The sequence below is a fragment of the Pseudomonas sp. 22085 genome, assembly GCF_052045815.1.
Taxonomy (GTDB): Bacteria; Pseudomonadota; Gammaproteobacteria; order Pseudomonadales; family Pseudomonadaceae; genus Aquipseudomonas; species Aquipseudomonas glycinae.
In genome coordinates, this window is record NZ_JBQEQA010000001.1 from 297,091 (window position 1) to 315,217 (window position 18,127).

The following is an 18,127-nucleotide window of genomic DNA, read 5'->3' on the forward strand; positions in this document are numbered from 1 at the left end:
ATTTCCACAGGGACCGCTGACTGATGACCTTTACCGTGCGACAGGCCCTGGCAGCCGATGCCATCGTCCTCCCCGCCATCGAGCGTTCGGCCGCCGAGTTGTTTCGCCTCGACCCGTCACTGGCCTGGCTGGCGGATGCCGACGTACCTCAGGCAACAGCGCATTTACCGGCCATCGAGCGCGGTGAAATGTGGGTCGCGCTAAACAACGACGGGCAACTTGCCGGTTTTTTAAGGGCGGTGACGGTCGAGCATCAGTTGCACATTGAGGAACTGTCCGTCAGCCAACACTTTCAGGGCCGGGGCGTCGGTCGCAAGTTGCTGTTGGCGGCGATTGAACAGGCGCGTCTGTGGCAACTTCGAGCGGTGACACTCACTACCTTTCGTGATCTGCCGTGGAATGCACCGTTCTATCTACGCATGGGTTTTGCGTTATTGAACGCCAACGACATCGACGTGCGTCTGAAGCATGTATTGCGCGATGAAATCGCTCATGGATTGCCCGGCGAGCGACGTTGCGCCATGCGCCTGATGCTCACGCCGTCGCCTTGAGATCAACCCCCAGCGCCTGGGCAAACGCCTTGACCAACGGACTGCGCACGGTGTTGTGCCGCAGGATCAGATTGAATGGCGTGTCGAAGTGAATCAGCTCCGGGCACACCGCGCGAAACTGCCCGGCGGCCACCAGCGTGGCGGCATAGTGTTGCGGTAGAAAGCCCACAAAACGCCCGGTTTTGATCAACAGTGCCACCGCTTCGACCTGGGTCGCCGAAGCGGAAAAACTGTCGTAGCGGGCGAAGTTGAGCTTATCGCGATGGATCGCATAACGGTGGTTGATGCACTCGTAGTCCTGCAGCACATTGCCGCCCATCTGCTCCGCCGGCATGTCGAACAAAGGATGGCCGACCGCGCAGTAAGCCTGCGAGCGTTCTTCATAGAGCGGGTAATAATCGAACTCTTCGCGCTTTTGATATACCGGGACTATTCCGGCAACCAAGCGCCCTTCAACTACGCCTCTTTCCACTTCATCCAGCTGGGTCGCCTGAAGTTGAAACCTTACTTTCGGCGAATGTTCATTTATCTTTCTAAGCGCAGCAACTAACGGCGAATTATCGTCGCTAATCGTATTATCGATCACCCCCACTCCGAGATCGCCGATAAGTTCGTTCTGCGCCGAACTAAGCCGGTCACGAAAGTTGTCGACCGAGGCAAATAGATCGATTGACGCCTGATACACCAGACGCCCTTCCTCGGTCAGGTGAAACCCTTCGCGCCCCCGGGTGCACAGGCGCATGCCGATGCGGATTTCCAGGTCGGAGATCTGTTTGCTGATCGCGGCCAGGCCCACATTCAGCTCGTTTTGCGCCGCGCTGAAGCCGCCGGCCTCGACCACCGCCTTGAACACCTTGAGCAGTTTGAAATCCAGTCCGCTGAGGGCCAACGGTGCCCGGTGAGCGGTTTTGACCGGTGGGTTTCCGGAATTGGAAAGTGGGGTTTCCATAATGCTGATTTACCTCTGGCGCAATGTTCAACAATCTGTGTCCAACAACAAAAACATCGCCGGCTAATAATAATGGTCACAGAAAACCAGCCTTGGCAACCGCCAGAAAATTCCGAACATCAGTGCCAACTCACTGATCGCCAAACATTAAAAGCTGACACTTCGATCAGCTCTTGTCTCTTTGCAACTGCCCTCTTGAAAACTGCTTTGGCCTGATTCTGTCTGCCGCTTCTGTCCACTAATTGGCCGGCACGATTTTTCAGGGCCCAGCACACCGATTTCAGTTCGCGTTACCGACGAGGAAAACAACAAATGTCTCAAACCACCGACCGTCTCTGGGGTGCCCGTTTCAAAAGCGGCCCGTCCGCAGCCCTGGCGGCCCTGTCCCGTTGCCCCGAGCGCTATTTCCGCCTGACGCCGTACGATCTGGCCGGCTCCAAGGCCCACGCCGGGGAACTGCAACGTGCCGGCCTGCTCGACGAGCAGGAAACCCGCACGATGATCGAAGCCCTGGACGGCATCGGTGCCGATTTCGCCGCCGGGCGCATCGCCCCGACCCTGGACGATGAAGACGTTCACACCTTCATCGAGCGCCTGCTGACCGAACGCCTCGGCACGCTGGGCGGCAAGCTGCGCGCCGGCCGCTCGCGCAATGACCAGACTGCCAACGACCTGCGCCTGTTCCTGCGTGATCACGTCCGCACCCTGGCCGTGGAAGTGCTGGCCTTGCAAACGGCGCTGGTGGATCAGGCCGAGCAGCACGTCGAAAGCATCTGCCCGGGCTTCACCCACTTGCAGCAGGCGCAACCGATCGTGTTCGCCCATCACCTGCTGGCCCACGCCCAATCGATGTTGCGTGACGTGCAACGTCTGGTGGATTGGGACGCCCGCACTTCGCTGTCGCCCCTCGGTGCTGCGGCCATGGCCGGTTCCGCGATCGCTCGCCAGCCGCAACAGTCGGCCAAGGAAATGGGCTACGCCGGGGTCTGCGAAAACTCCATCGACGCCGTAGCCAGCCGCGATCACGTCGCCGAGTTCCTGTTCATCGCCAGCATGCTCGGGATCAACATCTCGCGTCTGGCCGAAGAGTTCTGCCTGTGGTCGTCGCGCCAGTTCCGCTGGGTCGATCTGGACGATGCCTACGCCACCGGCAGTTCGATCATGCCGCAAAAGAAAAACCCGGACATCGCCGAACTGGCCCGGGGCAAGGCTGGGCGTCTGATCGGCAACCTGACCGGCCTGCTGTCGACGCTCAAATCCCTGCCGCTGTCGTACAACCGCGACCTCAGCGAAGACAAGAACGGCGTGCTCGACAGCGTCGACACCCTGCTGCTGGTACTGCCAGCGATGGCCGGGATGGTCGCGACCATGACCGTCAACGTCGAGGAACTGCGCCGTCAGGCACCACTGGGTTTCACCCTCGCCACCGAAGTCGCCGACTGGCTGGCGGTGCGCGGCGTGCCGTTCAAGGAAGCCCACGAAATCACCGGTGCGCTGGTGCAGGCCTGCGAGAAACACGACCTCGAATTGTGGGAAGCCTCACCGGCATTGCTGGCCGAGATCGACCCGCGCCTCACGGCAGACGTGCGTGACAGCCTGACCCTGGAAGCCGCCATCGCTGCCCGCAGCGGCTGGGGCGGCACCGCACCGCAACAGGTGCGCGAGCAGATCGGCCGCCTGAAAACCGCCCTCGCCGCGCAGCAACAGTGGACCGAAAACTACCAGGGCTTCCGCCTCTAAGACACCACCGCGGTCCCTGTGGGAGCTGGCTTGCCAGCGATGGCGTCCAGCCAGTCGATATTGATGCTGGATGACCCAACGCAATCGCTGGCAAGTCGAGTCGTCGCACCGCAGCTCCCACAAGGGCCAGTGTTGGATTTGAAAGTACAGTTCGGAGAAACACCATGAGCCAGACTCAGGCAGAACGACTCCAGGCGGAGCGCAAACTGGCGGAAAACCAGTTCGACATTACCCAGTACCAGCACGTGCCCCGGCGTTATTACGGGCGGATTTTCTTCGCCACCGTGATCGTCATCGCGATCATCGGACTGGTGCGGGCCTTCGCCGAAGGCAAGATCGAATGGTCGTACATCGGCCAGTTCCTCACCTCCGAAGCGATCATGTGGGGCCTGTTCAACACGATCATCATGGCCGTGCTGGCCATGGCGCTGGGCATCGTGTTCGGGGTGATCACGGCGATCATGCGCATGTCGGCCAACCCGATCCTGCGCTACGTGGCAGTGACCTACACCTGGCTGTTTCGCGGTACGCCGCTGATTCTGCAACTGCTGTTGTGGTTCAACCTGGCGCTGATCTTCCCCACCATCGGCATTCCCGGCCTGTTCGAACTCGACACCGTGAGCCTGATGACCCCGTTCGTGGCCGCCCTGCTCGGCTTGAGCATCAACCAGGGCGCCTACACCGCTGAAGTGGTGCGCGCCGGCCTGCTGTCGGTGGACACCGGCCAGTACGAAGCGGCCAAGTCGATCGGCATGCCGCGCCTGCAGGCACTGCGCCGGATCATCCTGCCCCAGGCCATGCGGATCATCATTCCGCCGGTCGGCAACGAATTCATCGGCATGGTGAAAATGACCTCGCTGGCGAGCGTCATCCAGTACTCGGAACTGCTCTACAACGCCCAGAACATCTACTACGCCAACGCCCGGGTCATGGAGCTGCTGATCGTCGCCGGTATCTGGTACCTGGCCACCGTCACCGTCCTGTCCTTTGGTCAAAGCCGTCTGGAGCGTCGTTTCGCTCGCGGCGCCGGCAAGCGTTCTTGAGGAATCCGTCATGAGAAGCATCGTCAAGGCCGTGAGCCTGAACAAATATTACGACCAGTACCACGCGCTCAAGGACATCAACATCGAGGTCGAGCAAGGCGAAGTGCTGTGCATCATCGGTCCGTCCGGCTCGGGCAAGAGCACCCTGCTGCGCTGCGTCAACCAACTGGAAAAGATCGACAAGGGCGGTCTCTGGGTCGACGGCGAACTGGTCGGCTACCGCGTGGTCGGGCACAAGCTGCACGAACTCAACGAGTCGCAGATCGCCCGTCAGCGCCTGGCTACCGGCATGGTGTTCCAGCGTTTCAACCTGTTCCCGCACATGACCGTGCTGCAAAACATCATCGAAGGCCCGTGCCAGGTGCTCAAGCGTTCGCCCAAGGAGGCGCACGAAGAAGCCCTGGAACTGCTGGCCCGGGTCGGCCTGGCCGACAAACGCGACAGCTACCCGATCGAACTGTCGGGCGGTCAGCAGCAACGGGTGGCGATTGCCCGCGCCCTGGCCATGCGACCCAAGCTGATGCTGTTCGATGAACCCACTTCGGCACTCGACCCGGAACTGGTCGGTGAGGTGCTGTCGGTGATGCGCGATCTGGCGCAGACCGGCATGACCATGATCGTCGTCACCCATGAACTGGGCTTCGCCCGGGAGGTTTCCAACCGCATGGTGTTCATGGACGGCGGGCAGATCGTGGAGGCTGGAAGCCCCGAAGAAATACTAATAAGTCCGCAAAACCCGCGCACCCAAAGCTTCATTTCTGCCGTTCGAACCTGAGGCCCCTTTGGCCTTCACAACACTCATAAGAGAACGTCCATGAAGAACTTCGTCATTCCAGCAGTACTCACCTCCCTCATGTCTTGCGGTTTCGCCGTGGCCGCCGAGTTGCCGGCCAGCATCAAGGAAAAAGGCGAGATCGTCGTCGCGATCATGCCCAACTATCCGCCGATGGACTTCAAGGATCCGGCCACCAACAAGCTCACCGGCCTTGACTACGACCTGGGCAACGCCCTGGCCGAACGCCTCGGGGTGAAGATCAAGTGGCAGGAAACCGGCTTCGAGCAAATGATCAACGCCCTGACCACCGAGCGCGTGGACATGGTCCTGTCGGGCATGACCGACACCGCCGAGCGTCAGGCCAGCGTGACCTTCGTCGACTATTTCACCAGCGGCCCGCAGTTCTACACCCTGCAGAAGAACGCGGCGACCAACGAAATCATCGACCTGTGCGGCAAGAAAGTCGGCACCAGCCGCCGCACCACCTTCCCGGCGGAAATCGCTGCGTGGAGCAAGGCCAACTGTGAAGCCGCCGGCAAACCGGCGATCAACGTGATCGGCACCGAAGGCTCGGCCGACGCCCGTGCGCAACTGCGCCAGAGCCGCATCGATGCGGCGATGCAGGGCAGCGAAACCCTGTCGTACCTCAAGACCCAGGAAAAGGACATGTACAAGACGGTCGGCCAGCCGATCTCCGTGCAGTTCACCGGGTTGGGTGTGAGCAAGAAGAAGCCGGAGCTGAGTGAAGCGGTGAAAGTGGCGTTGCAGAGCATGGTGGATGACGGCAGCTATGGCGCGATCCTGAAGAAGTGGGATCTGGAGCTGGGTGCGATCAAGGATGTGACCATTAACGCGGGCAAGTAACTGGTTCCTCTGTGGGAGCGGGCTTGCCCGCGATGGCGCTCGATCAGTCGACATCCATGTTGAATGTACCGGCCTCATCGCTGGCAAGCCAGCTCCCACAGGGGTCGTGAACAGTTGGAGAGTTATCGATGTCCTCCTTGCAACCCACCTGGCCCGACCAGCACAAAGCCTGCCTCGCCCTGGCCTTCGACCTCGACGGCCCGACCGGTGACGCCATGCTCAACAACTCGATCTGGCACAAACCCGAATACTTCGGCTTCGGCGGCTACGGCCCCTACCGCGCCCTGCCCCGCCTGCTCGACCTGCTCGACGCCTTCAAGATCCCGACCACCTTCTTCGTTCCCGCCTGGGTCGTGGAAAACTGGCCGAAACAGTGCCAGGCCATCGTCGAGCGCGGTCATGAAGTCGCCTACCACGGCTACAAACACGAATCCTTCTACGCCCTGACGCTGGACCAGCAGCAGGCCGTGATGAACAAATCCCGCGACGTGTTCTGGCAATACCTGCACATCCGCGCCGAGGGCTTTCGCACCCCTTCCGGCGACTGGCGCGCCGAAACCCCGGCGATGCTGGCCGACAACGGCGTCATCTATTCCAGCAGCATGCGCGGCGATGATCGCCCATACCTGGTCAACGTCCCCGGCCACGACACCCCGCTGGTGGAAATCCCCGGCCGCTGGGAAATGGATGACTACGCCTCCCTCGCCTACACCCGCGCACCGAACTTCCCGTCCGGCCTCGACCGCACCGCCAGCTACGAGCTGACCCTCGACAACTGGCAGCGCGAGTACGACGGGGCGATGGACGAAGGCCTGTGCCTGACCACCCTGTTCCACCCGAAAATCACCGGCAAACCGGGGCGCATCCTGTTGCTGGAGAAACTCTTCGAACACATGCGCCAGCGCGATGACGTGTGGTTCGCCACGTGCCGCGACGTTGCCCGCTGGTGGCTGAAGGAGCATCACCATGGCTGACTCCAGCAAACTCTGGCCCGCCGGCAAACGCTGCGCGGTGGTGCTGACCGTCGATTACAACGACATCTACGGCATTCTCACTCAGGCCCCAGAAGTCGCCGGGCGCGACAAGACACTGTCGGTGTGGCGCTACGGCACCCAACGCGGCGTCGAGCGATTGCTCGGCCTGTTCAGGGAACTCGGGGTTCGCAGCAGCTGGTTCGTGCCCGGCATCGTTGCCGAGGATAACCCGCAACACATCGCAACCATCCAGGCTGACGGGCATGAGATCGCCTGCGCCGGCTACCGCCATCAGGATTACGACACGCTGGATCTGCCGGCGCAGAGCGCGGAAGTCGCCAAGGGTTGTGCAGCGCTGGAAACATTGACCGGCGTGCGTCCGACCGGTTTCCGGATTCCTGCGGGTAACGGCGCGCCGGGCTTCATCGAAGCCTTGAAAGATCACGGCATTCACTGGTCTTCCTCATGGCGTGGCGATGACCTGCCGTTCTTGCATCCGACGGCGCCGGAAGTGGTCGAGCTGCCGCTGCATTACGAACTGGAAGACGAGCCTTACTTCGCCTTCAACCTGAGCCCGGCCGTGCCGCCGGCGCAATCGCGGATCGCCTCTTACAGCCACACCCTGGGCAACCTGCAAATGGACTTCGCCGGGTTCCACCGCTTCGGCCTGTGCTACGTGCTGCGCCTGCACCCGGAAATCATCGCTACGCCCGGGCGAATCGGCGTGTTGCGCGAATTGCTACAGGGCATTCAGCAACACGACGACGTGTGGATCGCTACTGGCGCCGAAGTCGCGCAATGGTGGGCGCAGACGGCGGCGCCGGTTGCGCAGGATCATCCGGCGTCGGTGTATGAGCGCCATTATCGGGACTATCTCGTATGACCGAACGCATGCAGCGGCTGGCGCAGTTTTGCGTCGAAACGCGGTTTGAAGATCTGCCGCCAGCGTTGGTGGAACAGGCCAAGCGACACATTCTCGACACCTTCGGCGCAGCGCTGGCCGGGGCCGACAGCGCGGTGGCGCTTCAGGCGCGGCAGGTGTTCGGCGCCGAGCCGGGCACCGCGCTGGTCTGGGGTTCGTCACTGCGGGTCGGCGCGGGGCATGCGGCGTTGCTCAACGGCATCGCCGCCCACGCGCTGGAGCTGGACGACACCGGCGGGTGCGATCACTCCGGCGCGGTAGTGCTGCCGGCGGTGATGGCGGCGCTGTCGCTGTTGGATCGGCCGGTGGACGGTCGCGAGTTCATCACCGCCGTGGTGATCGGCTACGAAATCGGCCGGCGGGTGCTGGAAGCCTGCGGCAGTTATTCGGCGCACAACGGCGCCGGCTGGCATTCCACCGCCACTTGCGGAGTGTTCGGCGCGGCGGCGGCCTGTGCGCGGATATTTACACTGGATGTCGGGCAAACCGTGTCGGCGCTGGGCATCGCCGGCAGTTTCAGCGGCGGATTGTGGGCGTTCATCCATGACGGTTCGCAAAGCAAGAAACTGCACAGCGGCCGTGCAGCCGAGGGTGGTTTGCTCGCCGCGCGTTTTGCCCGCGAAGGCGTCAGCGGGCCGTCGGTGTTGTTCGAGGATGTCTGGGGTGGTTTCCTCAAAACCCTCGCGCCGGGCAGTGCGCAACCGGCCGCGCTGGATGCTGATTTGGGACGGGTCTGGAAACTCGCGCGCTGTTCGATCAAACCCTATGCCGCGTGTCGTGGCACCCATTCGGCCATCGACGCGCTCGGCTTGGTGCTGGAGCAATTGCAGGTCGGCGCCGATCAGGTGGAAGACATCCAGGTACACCTGTGCGGGTTTCTGCTCGACATGTGCGGCGGTCGCGACACCCGCAGTCTGGCCGCTGCGCAGATGAGCCTGCCCTACGCCCTCGCCGCGCGACTGGTGCACGGTCATTGCCGACTCGAGGCTTACGACGAACAGCCGCGCAACGATCCGCGCATAGCCCACTGGCTGACGCGCATTCGCCTTGAAGTGGATGAGCGACTGTCGGAGGATGGCGAGCCGGTGGTCGTCGTGCGAACCCGCGACGGGCGTCAGGCGAGTCTGTGTGTCGAGGTGCCGCTGGGCGCGCCGGGCAATCCGCTGAGCGAGGCGGCGCTGGAGGAGAAGTTTTTCAGTCTGGCGTTGCGGGTCATTTCTCCGGTCAAGGCCGAGCCGTTACTGGCGCAGCTGCGGCAACTGCAAACGCTGGATTCCGTGCGCGATCTCGAGCACCTGTTAACCGAATAAGGACATTTGATTTTCCGTGGCCACCTACTCGCTCGTTATCCGCCGCCTGATGATCGTCTCGCTGACCATCGTCGTCAGCCGCGCCATCACCAGTCCGTTGCTCACTTTGTTCCTGAGTAACAAGCTCGGCCTCAACCAACAGGACGTCGGGTTGTTGCTGGGCACCGCGGTGTTCATCGCCACCCTGCTTGCGCTGTACGGCGGCTACATCATCGACCGGCTGGAAAAGCGCCGGTTGCTGATTCTGGCAATGCTCTCCAGCGCCATCGGCTTCGTACTGCTGACCTTCGCCAAAGACCTGTACCTGACGACCGCCACCCTGGTCATCACTGAAACCGCCTCGGCGTTGTTCCTGATCGGCTCCAAGGCGATCCTCAGTGAAAACCTGCCCATGGGCCAACGGGCCAAGGCGTTTTCCCTGCGCTATACCCTGACCAACATCGGCTACGCCACCGGCCCGATGCTCGGCGTGGTGATCGCCGGGGTCTACCCGATTGCGCCGTTCCTGATAGCCGCCGGCATCGCTTTCGGCAGCATCTTCCTGATGATCGGGATTCCCAAGGATGCCAGCCCGGTCGCCGCCATCGGCCAGCCGCAAAGCTTCCTGAAAACCCTGATCACCCTGAAAAACGACCGCACGCTGATCATGTTCACCTGCGGCTGTCTGCTCAGCACCGTGGTTCACGGGCGTTTCACGTTGTACCTGTCGCAATACCTGCTGGTGGTCGAAGACTCACAACGAGCGTTGCAAACCATGGCCGCCCTGCTCGCCTGCAACGCCATCGCGGTAATCCTGTTGCAGTACCAGATCGGCCGCTTCCTCAACCGGGAGAAACTGCGCTACTGGATCGCCGCCGGTACCAGCCTGTTCATCGTTGGATTGATCGGTTTCAGCCTCGCCGACAGCCTGGTGAGCTGGTGCATCGCGATGTTCATCTTCACCCTCGGCGAGATGATCATTTACCCGTCGGAATTTCTGTTCGTCGACACTTTGGCCCCGGAAGAACTGCGCGGCAGCTATTACGGCGCGCAGAACCTGGCGGCGCTGGGTGGCGCGTTGAGCCCGGTGATTTGCGGTTTCCTGCTGATGCACACGCCGGCGCCGACCATGTTCTATGCCCTCAGCGCACTGACGGCGATGGGCGGCTTCCTGTGTTTCATGAGCGGGCGGCGCGTGGCTTTACTTCACAAATAATGCACTGAAACTGCATTTATATGAATTTGTCAGCATCGTGATTGCTTGGCACACTGTGCGCGTTCCTCCCCCAATAGTTGGAACACTTCGAAGGACTTTCCGCGCTTACGGACAAGTCCTTTTTTTTGCCCTGAATTTCGCAAAGGATCGATTCTGCATGCTCGCTCGCTGGTTGCCCGCCGCCATCAACACCCGCCCCACCGAATGGAGCCGCGCCGCGATCGGCATGGCCCTGGGCACGTTGTTCAGCGTGTGGGCGTGCAGTCAGGTGTTCGGCATTGAAGTGGCTTACCACTTGATCGGCCCGCTGGGCGCCTCGGCGGTGTTGCTGTTCGCGGTGTCCTCCGGCGCCCTCGCCCAGCCGTGGTCGATCATCGGCGGCTACCTGTGTGCAGGCGTGGTCGCGTTGCTGGTGGCCCACGTCCTCGGCCGAACCCTCGCCAGCGCGTGCCTCGCCGCCGGCATGGCGCTGATCCTGATGTGCTGGCTGCGCTGCCTGCACCCACCGGCCGGCGCCGTCGCGTTGACCATGGTACTGGCCGACCCGATGACCATCGCCATGGACTGGAAAGCCCTGGAACCGGTGATGCTCAGCGCCGCGTGCCTGCTGCTGGCCGCACTGGCCTACAACAACCTCACCCGCATCCGCTACCCGAAACGCCCCGCCGAACCGGCGCCAGCCGTGGCACCGGTCGACATTCAGGCCATCACGGCCGAGGATCTGAAACTGGCACTGGCGGACATGGAGGCCTTCATCGATGTCACGCCGGAAGATCTGGAGCAGTTGATTCATGCCAGTGAACTGCACGCCAAGCGGCGGAGCATTGGTGAAGTGCTGGGTGGTCGCAGGTAATACGTGATCCGACCGAAGGTTGTCGAACGCCCTTGCCAAGACATGACCAACGACTACCTTTCAGCTTTGTACCGCACAGATTTGTCTGCCTTTCACTTGGAAGTCTGGCCCGCTGTAATGTCCAGTAGCGATGACATCGGTAGTCTGGCTATGGAAAAACGCTCAACGTTGTTGAGAAGCGAGCTGGCTTTGCGCTTTGACTGAAACGTTACTTTCCTCAAACACCGCATTTCTGCGTAACCAGCAGTCCGCCCAAATGCCCCGCCTGTAGCATGCGGGCACGTGTGTTTTTCGCCAGCTCCGTGAATCTGGTGGTTTTCGAATCCATGGTTTCGAAATCTGCGAGAGGACCGTTTCATGAGCGACCCATTGCTGAAGTTGCTGCAAAAGCCCCTGTTCGACCCCGAAAAGCGCCATCGCGTGTCTCTGCGCGAATACATGGATCTGAATATCGATCGGATGCGCGCAATCATCGGCAACGGGCTCATGACCAATGCCATGTGGCTGAGCCAACCCCGTCAGTCTGAATTCCGGTTGATGCTTGAACGTGCAGCATTGATCGGTGCCGTGGATTACTCCCTGCTTGCCTGCATCGTCGACCACTTCATTGCCGGCGACGCATTTTTTGCACACGGCAGTCAGCACCAGATTGCGCAGTACCACCAGGAAATCTGCCAACTGAAAGCGGTTTACGCCTTTGGTTGCACGGAGATCGCCAGCGGCTCCGATGTGGCTAACCTGCAAACCACGATCAACTACGACTCACACAAACATTGCCTGATTTTGAACTCACCCACGCCGCAGTCCTGCAAGTTCTGGATAGGCAACGCATTGCACGCGGCGGTGGTGGTCATGGTGCTGGGACGTCTGATCGTCAAGGGTGTGGATGAGGGCTTGCACTGGTTTCGGGTACGAATTCGCGAGGAAGAGAATGGCCCGCTCCTGCCAGGTGTCAGGATCACCACCTGCGATCCCAAGGGAGGGATTCACGCCAATCAAGTTGCCGGCATCCGTTTTTGCAACATGAAGCTGCCACTCGACGCACTGATGCAACGCTATGCCAGGTTTTCTGCGCAAGGCGTTTTCAGCAGTGAGATCCCGCCAAAGGATCGCCTGAAAAGCGCTATGCAGACATTCATCCAGGAGCGCCTGTTCCTCATCGCTGGCGCCCGTGGTGCCGCCAGCATGTGTGTTTATCTGGCGTACCGTTTCGCTTGCCATCGCCTGGTCAAGGGGAACGAGGGAAGCCAGTCTCTCCTGACCAAGGCACTTTTCCGACAACGGCTGTATGCCGAACAACTTAAGGTATTGGCCCTGAAGTTGCTGGAGCAGGCGGTTCTGTCGCGGTTCGAAGCGTGCTGGCATCAGCCAGCACGGCGAAAGGAGCTGCATATTCTCGCCGCTGTCGTCAAAAGTGTCGGCACCTGGCTGGGGCTCGAAGTCATGAGTGCATGCAGGGAGCTTTGTGGTTCGCAAGGCTTCCACCATCACAACCGAATTGTCACTTTGGTCATGGATCACGGCATCAGCACCACCTTCGCGGGCGATAACAACATCCTGTGCTGTCAGGTTGCACGGGACGCCATCAACCGGCCACGATTTGCCAACGAGAACATCGCCCAGCGAATTGAATCGCTGATTGTCGATCAGTGTCGCCGTGCCGGCGATTTTTCCCATCGACAGGCGGTTGCGCTCACCTATGCTCGAGCGCTGGATCTGATCATCAATGAGGGTAAACACCATCCGCTCGTGTCATCCGAGATATTCGAAGACATCGTCCACGTCTTTTCGCCGAAACTTTACGAATGGGAGCTTGTTGCCAGCACCAAGCTGGAGCAGAACGCCACCGAAGCTCAACTGATCTTGTTAAACAAGCTGCTCAAACCGCCGTCAGAGCTGGTCAGGGCCCCCATCGACAAAAAGAACTACGTAAAGCACTTCACAAAACCGCTGTACGACAACAAGCCGGACTTCTCGAACCGCAACACGATTCGTAACCCTTACCGGGCGTATACGTGGCTGCGAAAACATCAGCCGGTGTACTGGTGCGAACACTTACAGGCCTGGTTTTTGACCCGTTATTGCGATGTCATCGCCGCACAGGCCGATTCCCGACGATTTTCTTCAAACCGCATGCAACAACTGATCGACACCCGGGTGCCTGAAAGCAAGCGCACGCAGCTGATCGAATTCATCAAGTTGGCGTCCAGGTGGATGTATTCCCAGGATGGCGACACTCACAAGGCCAGCCGTCACTTGCTGGGCAATGCCTTTACACCGCGCTCCATCGAATCCTTGAGAAAAATCATTCAAGACATCACTGATCGAGAACTGTCCGGCCTGCACGGGCAAATCGATTTGAAGGCCGGGCTTTTCGACCGAATTCCAGCCCTGATTCTGGCCCGGCTATACGGTATGGAGGATGGCGAGGCACTGAAATTGCGACGCTGGACACGAGACATCGTCATGTTTCTCGGTGGCAGCCAGGACACGGATCAGGGGCCGGTCCAGGCTCTGGAAGGCATCAAGGAAATGTACGCCTTTTTCGCTGAGCTCATTGAACTACGGCGCAGGCAACCCAGGGATGATCTCGTGAGCCGGGTACTGGAGAGTGGCCAGAACAGCGCCGCCAGTCTTGATGAAGTGCTGGCACAGATCGTGTTCATTCTGGTGGCGGGTTATACCACCAGCGCAGACCAGCTATGCCTCGGCCTGTTGCATTTACTGAAGCATCCCCAACAACTCGAAGCCCTGTTGGCAGACCCGACATTGATCGGCTCCTTCATTGAAGAAATGCTGCGCTTCGATCCTGCCGGCTCCCTGAGCCATCGGTTGCTGATGGAAGACGTCACCATCGATGACGTCACGATGAAAAAAGGACAGCTGGTTTACCTGATCCGGGCCTCCGCCAATCGTGATCCGGAAAAATTCCCCGATCCCGACAAATTCGACATTCGTCGTGCGAAGAACGAGCACCTGACGTTTGGAAGAGGTGAACATTTCTGCATGGGCACGGCGCTGTTCAGACTTGAGGCCGAGATTGTATTCAGCTCGCTGTTGAAACGCTTCCCCCACTTGCACCTCATCGCGCGGCGGCCTGCCACGTGGCGCAACAGCAACCTGCAGTTCCGGGGGTTGAAGACGCTTCCGGTCGATCTGGGAACAGGAGTCTGAACCATGAAATTCAAACGTGTTTATTCCGGAGCACCTTGGGAACGCCTTGCCGGTTACTGCAGAGCCGTGAAGGCTGGTAACACTATTCTGGTCGGAGGTACGGTGGCATTTCGCAAGAACGGCAAGCCCTTCAAACCCGGCGATGCCTATGCCCAGACACGGCGATGTCTGAAAATCATCGAACAGGCGCTAAAGCAACTGGGTGAGGATCGTACCCGCATCATTGCCACGCGCATGTACACCACCAACATGGATCTCTTGCCAGAAATCGCGCGGGCGCACAAAGCGTTTTTCGAAGGGCATCCACCGACGACAATGTTGCTGGAAGTCTCTCGACTGGTCAGCCCTGAATACGTTATCGAGATCGAGGCAGAGGCCCGTTCGGGCAAGGGCTGCGGCCGTGAATGAAACCTCGTTGACTGCAGAGGACGCCAGATCGGCGTTGCGTCAGGCGCAAGTCACCTGCGTTCATGATCTGGCGATCGAAAGCCATGGCCGGTCACTGCCGCTGCGTCTCTACGCGCCACCAGGCAAGGGGCCGTTTCCCGTGCTGGTTTTCTTCCATGGCGGTGGTTGGGTCACGGGAGACCTGGACACGCATGACGGGTTCTGTCGGTTGATGTGTGAGTGGGCTGGTTGCGCCGTCGTCGCCGTTGATTACGCCCGCCCTCCGGAACACTTGTTTCCGACAGCTCTGGAAGACTGCTGGACAGCTTTCAAGTGGGTGACACGTCAAGGCGCCGATTGCAAGCTGGATACTTCAAGCATTGCAGTCGCAGGGGGTGGTTCAGGAGGCGGGATGGCCGCCGTCATCAGCCAGCGCGACGCTAAATGTGACAAGCCATGTATCTGCTTTCAACTGCTGCTTTACCCTTTGCTCGACTGTCACACTCGCCGCCGCTCCCACACGAGATTCGGGCAAGGATATGGACTGACTGTCGACCTGCTCGAATGGTACCTCGGCCAATACCTGCCACCCGGAACATCGCGCGTGGATACACGGCTGTCGCCCCTGCTCAGTGACTCGCTGCATGGATTGCCCCGGACAATGATCATCACCTGCGGACTTGATGTCCTGCGCGATGAAGGCCGTGCTTACGCTGCGCAACTGCGGGCCGCGGGTGTCACTGTCGAACACAAAGAGTTTTCAGGGATGCGCCACGGTTTCATGAACTACCCGGCCGCCCATGATGAGGCCCGACGAGCACTGCTGCTTTGCGCCCGAACCCTTCAGGCACAGCTTCGCGCAGAGTAATGAAAGGGACTCGAGTCAGCGTCTGCAAGCCGCTTTCCAGACAAGGCAAAAATGCAGACACCCCATGCACATATCCCCGTTGTACATGGCAAATTTGCACTGTTACGATCCGGTAACGCTCGCGCGCGAGCTTCTCGAATAAAGACAATAAAAGCAGGGAGTTAGTGATGACTGCTCAGGCTTCATCCCCGCGGACTTCGTCCATGGATGCCACGCCGCACGAAGTGCTGGCCGAGGTTCGCAATCACATCGGTCATCTGACCCTCAACCGCCCCGCCGGCCTCAATGCCCTGACCCTCGAGATGGTGCGCCAGCTCCAGCAACACCTGGACGCCTGGGCCGCCGATGCCGATATCCACGCGGTCGTGCTGCGCGGTGCCGGCGAGAAAGCCTTCTGTGCCGGTGGCGACATTCGATCCCTGTACGACAGCCACAAAAGCGGCGACACGCTGCACGAAGATTTCTTCGTCGAGGAATACGCCCTCGACCTGACGATCCACCATTACCGCAAACCGGTGCTGGCGCTGATGGACGGTTTCGTCCTCGGCGGCGGCATGGGTCTGGTGCAAGGCGCCGATCTGCGGGTGGTCACCGAGAAGAGCCGTCTGGCGATGCCGGAAGTGGCGATCGGGTATTTCCCGGATGTCGGTGGCAGTTATTTCCTGCCACGGATTGCCGGCGAGCTGGGGATTTATCTGGGCGTCAGCGGCGTGCAGATCCGTGCGGCGGATGCGCTGTATTGCGGGCTGGCCGACTGGTATCTGGACAGCAGCAAACTCGGCATCCTCGACGAACAACTCGATCACCTGGAGTGGCACGACACGCCGCTTAAAGACCTGCAAAACCTGCTGGCCCGCCACGCCGTGCAAACCCTGCCGGATGCGCCGCTGGAAGCCTTGCGCCCGGCCATCGACCACTTCTTCGCGTTGCCGGACGTGCCGAGCATTGTCGAGCAACTGCGCGCCGTGACCGTCGCCGACAGCCATGAATGGGCGACCACCACCGCCGACCTGCTGGAAGCCCGCTCGCCGCTGGCCATGGGCGTGACCCTGGAAATGCTGCGTCGCGGCCGCCACCTGAGTCTGGAACACTGCTTCGCCCTCGAACTGCATCTGGATCGCCAGTGGTTCGAACGCGGCGACCTGATCGAAGGCGTGCGCGCCTTACTGATCGACAAAGACAAATCACCACGCTGGAACCCGCCGACCCTGGCTGCACTGCACGCCGAACAGGTCGCGAGTTTCTTCCACGGTTTCGAAGAGAGCGGGAGCTGAGCCATGCACGATCTCGAATTGACTGAAGACCAGGTAATGATCCGCGACATGGCCCGGGACTTTGCCCGTGGCGAAATCGCCCCCCACGCGCAAGCCTGGGAAAAGGCCGGCTGGATCGATGACGGTCTGGTGGCGAAGATGGGCGAACTCGGCCTGCTGGGCATGGTGGTGCCTGAGGAATGGGGCGGCACTTACGTCGACTACGTGGCCTATGCGTTGGCGGTGGAAGAGATTTCCGCCGGCGACGGCGCCACCGGCGCATTCATGAGCATTCACAACTCGGTGGGCTGCGGGCCGGTGCTCAATTACGGCAGCGAAGAACAGAAACAGACCTGGCTGGCGGATCTGGCCAGCGGCGCGGTGATCGGCTGCTTCTGCCTGACCGAACCCCAGGCCGGCTCCGAAGCACACAACCTGCGCACCCGTGCCGAACTGCGCGACGGCCAATGGGTAATCAACGGCGCCAAGCAATTTGTCAGCAATGGCAAGCGGGCGAAACTGGCGATCGTGTTTGCGGTGACCGATCCGGATCTGGGCAAGCGCGGGATCTCGGCGTTTCTGGTGCCGACCGACACGCCGGGTTTCATCGTTGATCGCACCGAACACAAGATGGGCATCCGCGCCTCCGACACCTGCGCGGTGACCCTGAACAACTGCAGCATTCCCGAAGCCAATCTGCTGGGTGAACGCGGTAAAGGTCTGGCGATTGCCCTTTCCAACCTGGAAGGCGGACGTATCGGTATCGCCGCGCAAGCATTGGGCATCGCCCGTGCGGCGTTTGAAGCTGCACTGGGTTACGCCCGTGATCGGGTGCAGTTCGGCAAGGCGATTGTCGAGCACCAGAGCATCGCCAACCTGCTGGCGGACATGCAGATGCAGATCAACGCAGCGCGCTTGATGATCCTGCACGCGGCGCGGCTGAGGACGGCGGGTAAGCCGTGTCTGTCGGAGGCTTCGCAGGCCAAGCTGTTTGCATCGGAAATGGCCGAGAAGGTGTGCTCGTCAGCGATTCAGATTCATGGCGGGTATGGGTATCTGGAGGATTACCCGGTTGAGAAGTACTACCGGGATGCGCGGATTACCCAGATTTACGAGGGGTCGAGCGAGATACAGCGGATGGTGATTGCTCGGGAGTTGAAGAACTATCAGCTCTAAAAGGCAAAAGCATCGCTGGCAAGCCAGCTCCCACAGGGATTGGTGTAAACCTCAGATCCAATGTGGGAGCTGGCTTGCCAGCGATGGCGTCAG

The 18,127-nt window shown here is 60.5% G+C and carries 16 protein-coding genes; 15 read left to right on the forward strand and 1 reads right to left on the reverse strand.

Going from position 1 to position 18,127, the window contains the following annotated elements; translation table 11 throughout:
• Positions 1–23: 23 nt before the first annotated feature.
• Positions 24–551, forward strand: a complete 528-nt coding sequence (locus ACTJK7_RS01225) for a GNAT family N-acetyltransferase (RefSeq protein WP_108562052.1) — start codon at positions 24–26, stop codon at positions 549–551.
• Here the strand turns inward: ACTJK7_RS01225 and ACTJK7_RS01230 are convergent.
• Positions 535–1,500 carry a LysR family transcriptional regulator gene (locus ACTJK7_RS01230; protein WP_064381512.1) on the reverse strand — a complete coding sequence of 322 codons (966 nt, stop codon included), beginning with the start codon at positions 1,498–1,500 and terminating at the stop codon, positions 535–537. The genes ACTJK7_RS01225 and ACTJK7_RS01230 overlap by 17 nt on opposite strands.
• 312 nt (positions 1,501–1,812) lie before the next feature.
• Between ACTJK7_RS01230 and argH the strand changes: the two genes are divergently transcribed.
• The 14 genes from argH to ACTJK7_RS01300 all read left to right on the forward strand — a co-directional run bounded on the left by argH (position 1,813) and on the right by ACTJK7_RS01300 (position 18,034).
• Positions 1,813–3,240 carry an argininosuccinate lyase gene (gene argH / locus ACTJK7_RS01235; protein WP_323162361.1) on the forward strand — a complete coding sequence of 476 codons (1,428 nt, stop codon included), beginning with the start codon at positions 1,813–1,815 and terminating at the stop codon, positions 3,238–3,240.
• Positions 3,241–3,404: 164 nt separating this feature from the next.
• Positions 3,405–4,283 carry an amino acid ABC transporter permease gene (locus tag ACTJK7_RS01240; RefSeq protein WP_011334265.1) on the forward strand — a complete coding sequence of 293 codons (879 nt, stop codon included), beginning with the start codon at positions 3,405–3,407 and terminating at the stop codon, positions 4,281–4,283.
• A gap of 10 nt (positions 4,284–4,293) precedes the next feature.
• The gene (locus ACTJK7_RS01245; protein WP_064381510.1) at positions 4,294–5,058 is read left to right on the forward strand and encodes an amino acid ABC transporter ATP-binding protein; all 765 of its coding nucleotides are present in this window, start codon (positions 4,294–4,296) and stop codon (positions 5,056–5,058) included.
• Between the two features lie 39 nt (positions 5,059–5,097).
• Positions 5,098–5,922 (forward strand): ABC transporter substrate-binding protein, encoded by an 825-nt coding sequence (locus tag ACTJK7_RS01250; protein WP_108562056.1) that lies wholly within the window; start codon positions 5,098–5,100, stop codon positions 5,920–5,922.
• A 128-nt stretch (positions 5,923–6,050) separates the two neighbouring features.
• Positions 6,051–6,896 (forward strand): polysaccharide deacetylase family protein, encoded by an 846-nt coding sequence (locus ACTJK7_RS01255; protein WP_011334267.1) that lies wholly within the window; start codon positions 6,051–6,053, stop codon positions 6,894–6,896.
• Complete coding sequence (locus ACTJK7_RS01260) at positions 6,889–7,779, forward strand: polysaccharide deacetylase family protein (protein ID WP_323152018.1); 891 nt, start codon at positions 6,889–6,891, stop codon at positions 7,777–7,779. Before ACTJK7_RS01255 ends, ACTJK7_RS01260 begins: the two co-directional genes overlap by 8 nt.
• Positions 7,776–9,128: an MmgE/PrpD family protein gene (locus ACTJK7_RS01265; protein ID WP_440779595.1), complete on the forward strand. Its 1,353-nt coding sequence runs from the start codon at positions 7,776–7,778 to the stop codon at positions 9,126–9,128. The genes ACTJK7_RS01260 and ACTJK7_RS01265 overlap by 4 nt, the downstream gene beginning before the upstream one ends.
• Before the next feature lie 16 nt (positions 9,129–9,144).
• The gene (locus tag ACTJK7_RS01270) at positions 9,145–10,323 is read left to right on the forward strand and encodes an MFS transporter (protein ID WP_440779594.1); all 1,179 of its coding nucleotides are present in this window, start codon (positions 9,145–9,147) and stop codon (positions 10,321–10,323) included.
• Positions 10,324–10,480: 157 nt separating this feature from the next.
• Entirely contained in the window at positions 10,481–11,176 is a 696-nt protein-coding gene (locus ACTJK7_RS01275; RefSeq protein ID WP_108562064.1) for an HPP family protein, read from the forward strand.
• Between the two features lie 357 nt (positions 11,177–11,533).
• Positions 11,534–14,350 carry a cytochrome P450 gene (locus ACTJK7_RS01280; protein ID WP_108562066.1) on the forward strand — a complete coding sequence of 939 codons (2,817 nt, stop codon included), beginning with the start codon at positions 11,534–11,536 and terminating at the stop codon, positions 14,348–14,350.
• A 3-nt stretch (positions 14,351–14,353) separates the two neighbouring features.
• Positions 14,354–14,758, forward strand: coding sequence for a RidA family protein (locus tag ACTJK7_RS01285; protein ID WP_108562068.1), 405 nt, complete (start codon positions 14,354–14,356; stop codon positions 14,756–14,758).
• Positions 14,751–15,605, forward strand: a complete 855-nt coding sequence (locus ACTJK7_RS01290) for an alpha/beta hydrolase (protein ID WP_108562070.1) — start codon at positions 14,751–14,753, stop codon at positions 15,603–15,605. The genes ACTJK7_RS01285 and ACTJK7_RS01290 overlap by 8 nt, the downstream gene beginning before the upstream one ends.
• Before the next feature lie 167 nt (positions 15,606–15,772).
• Complete coding sequence (locus ACTJK7_RS01295; protein WP_440779593.1) at positions 15,773–16,879, forward strand: enoyl-CoA hydratase/isomerase family protein; 1,107 nt, start codon at positions 15,773–15,775, stop codon at positions 16,877–16,879.
• A gap of 3 nt (positions 16,880–16,882) precedes the next feature.
• On the forward strand, positions 16,883–18,034 hold the full coding sequence (locus ACTJK7_RS01300) for an acyl-CoA dehydrogenase family protein (RefSeq protein ID WP_039768643.1): 1,152 nt from the start codon (positions 16,883–16,885) through the stop codon (positions 18,032–18,034).
• Positions 18,035–18,127 lie beyond the last annotated feature (93 nt).

Coding starts and splice junctions, on each gene's coding strand:
- ACTJK7_RS01230 (WP_064381512.1), bottom strand. CDS start 1,500: ATGGAAACCCCACTTTCCAATTCCGGAAACCCACCGGTCAAAACCGCT.
- argH (WP_323162361.1), top strand. CDS start 1,813: ATGTCTCAAACCACCGACCGTCTCTGGGGTGCCCGTTTCAAAAGCGGC.
- ACTJK7_RS01255 (WP_011334267.1), top strand. CDS start 6,051: ATGTCCTCCTTGCAACCCACCTGGCCCGACCAGCACAAAGCCTGCCTC.
- ACTJK7_RS01265 (WP_440779595.1), top strand. CDS start 7,776: ATGACCGAACGCATGCAGCGGCTGGCGCAGTTTTGCGTCGAAACGCGG.
- ACTJK7_RS01260 (WP_323152018.1), top strand. CDS start 6,889: ATGGCTGACTCCAGCAAACTCTGGCCCGCCGGCAAACGCTGCGCGGTG.
- ACTJK7_RS01245 (WP_064381510.1), top strand. CDS start 4,294: ATGAGAAGCATCGTCAAGGCCGTGAGCCTGAACAAATATTACGACCAG.
- ACTJK7_RS01300 (WP_039768643.1), top strand. CDS start 16,883: ATGCACGATCTCGAATTGACTGAAGACCAGGTAATGATCCGCGACATG.
- ACTJK7_RS01240 (WP_011334265.1), top strand. CDS start 3,405: ATGAGCCAGACTCAGGCAGAACGACTCCAGGCGGAGCGCAAACTGGCG.
- ACTJK7_RS01275 (WP_108562064.1), top strand. CDS start 10,481: ATGCTCGCTCGCTGGTTGCCCGCCGCCATCAACACCCGCCCCACCGAA.
- ACTJK7_RS01225 (WP_108562052.1), top strand. CDS start 24: ATGACCTTTACCGTGCGACAGGCCCTGGCAGCCGATGCCATCGTCCTC.
- ACTJK7_RS01295 (WP_440779593.1), top strand. CDS start 15,773: ATGACTGCTCAGGCTTCATCCCCGCGGACTTCGTCCATGGATGCCACG.
- ACTJK7_RS01250 (WP_108562056.1), top strand. CDS start 5,098: ATGAAGAACTTCGTCATTCCAGCAGTACTCACCTCCCTCATGTCTTGC.
- ACTJK7_RS01280 (WP_108562066.1), top strand. CDS start 11,534: ATGAGCGACCCATTGCTGAAGTTGCTGCAAAAGCCCCTGTTCGACCCC.
- ACTJK7_RS01285 (WP_108562068.1), top strand. CDS start 14,354: ATGAAATTCAAACGTGTTTATTCCGGAGCACCTTGGGAACGCCTTGCC.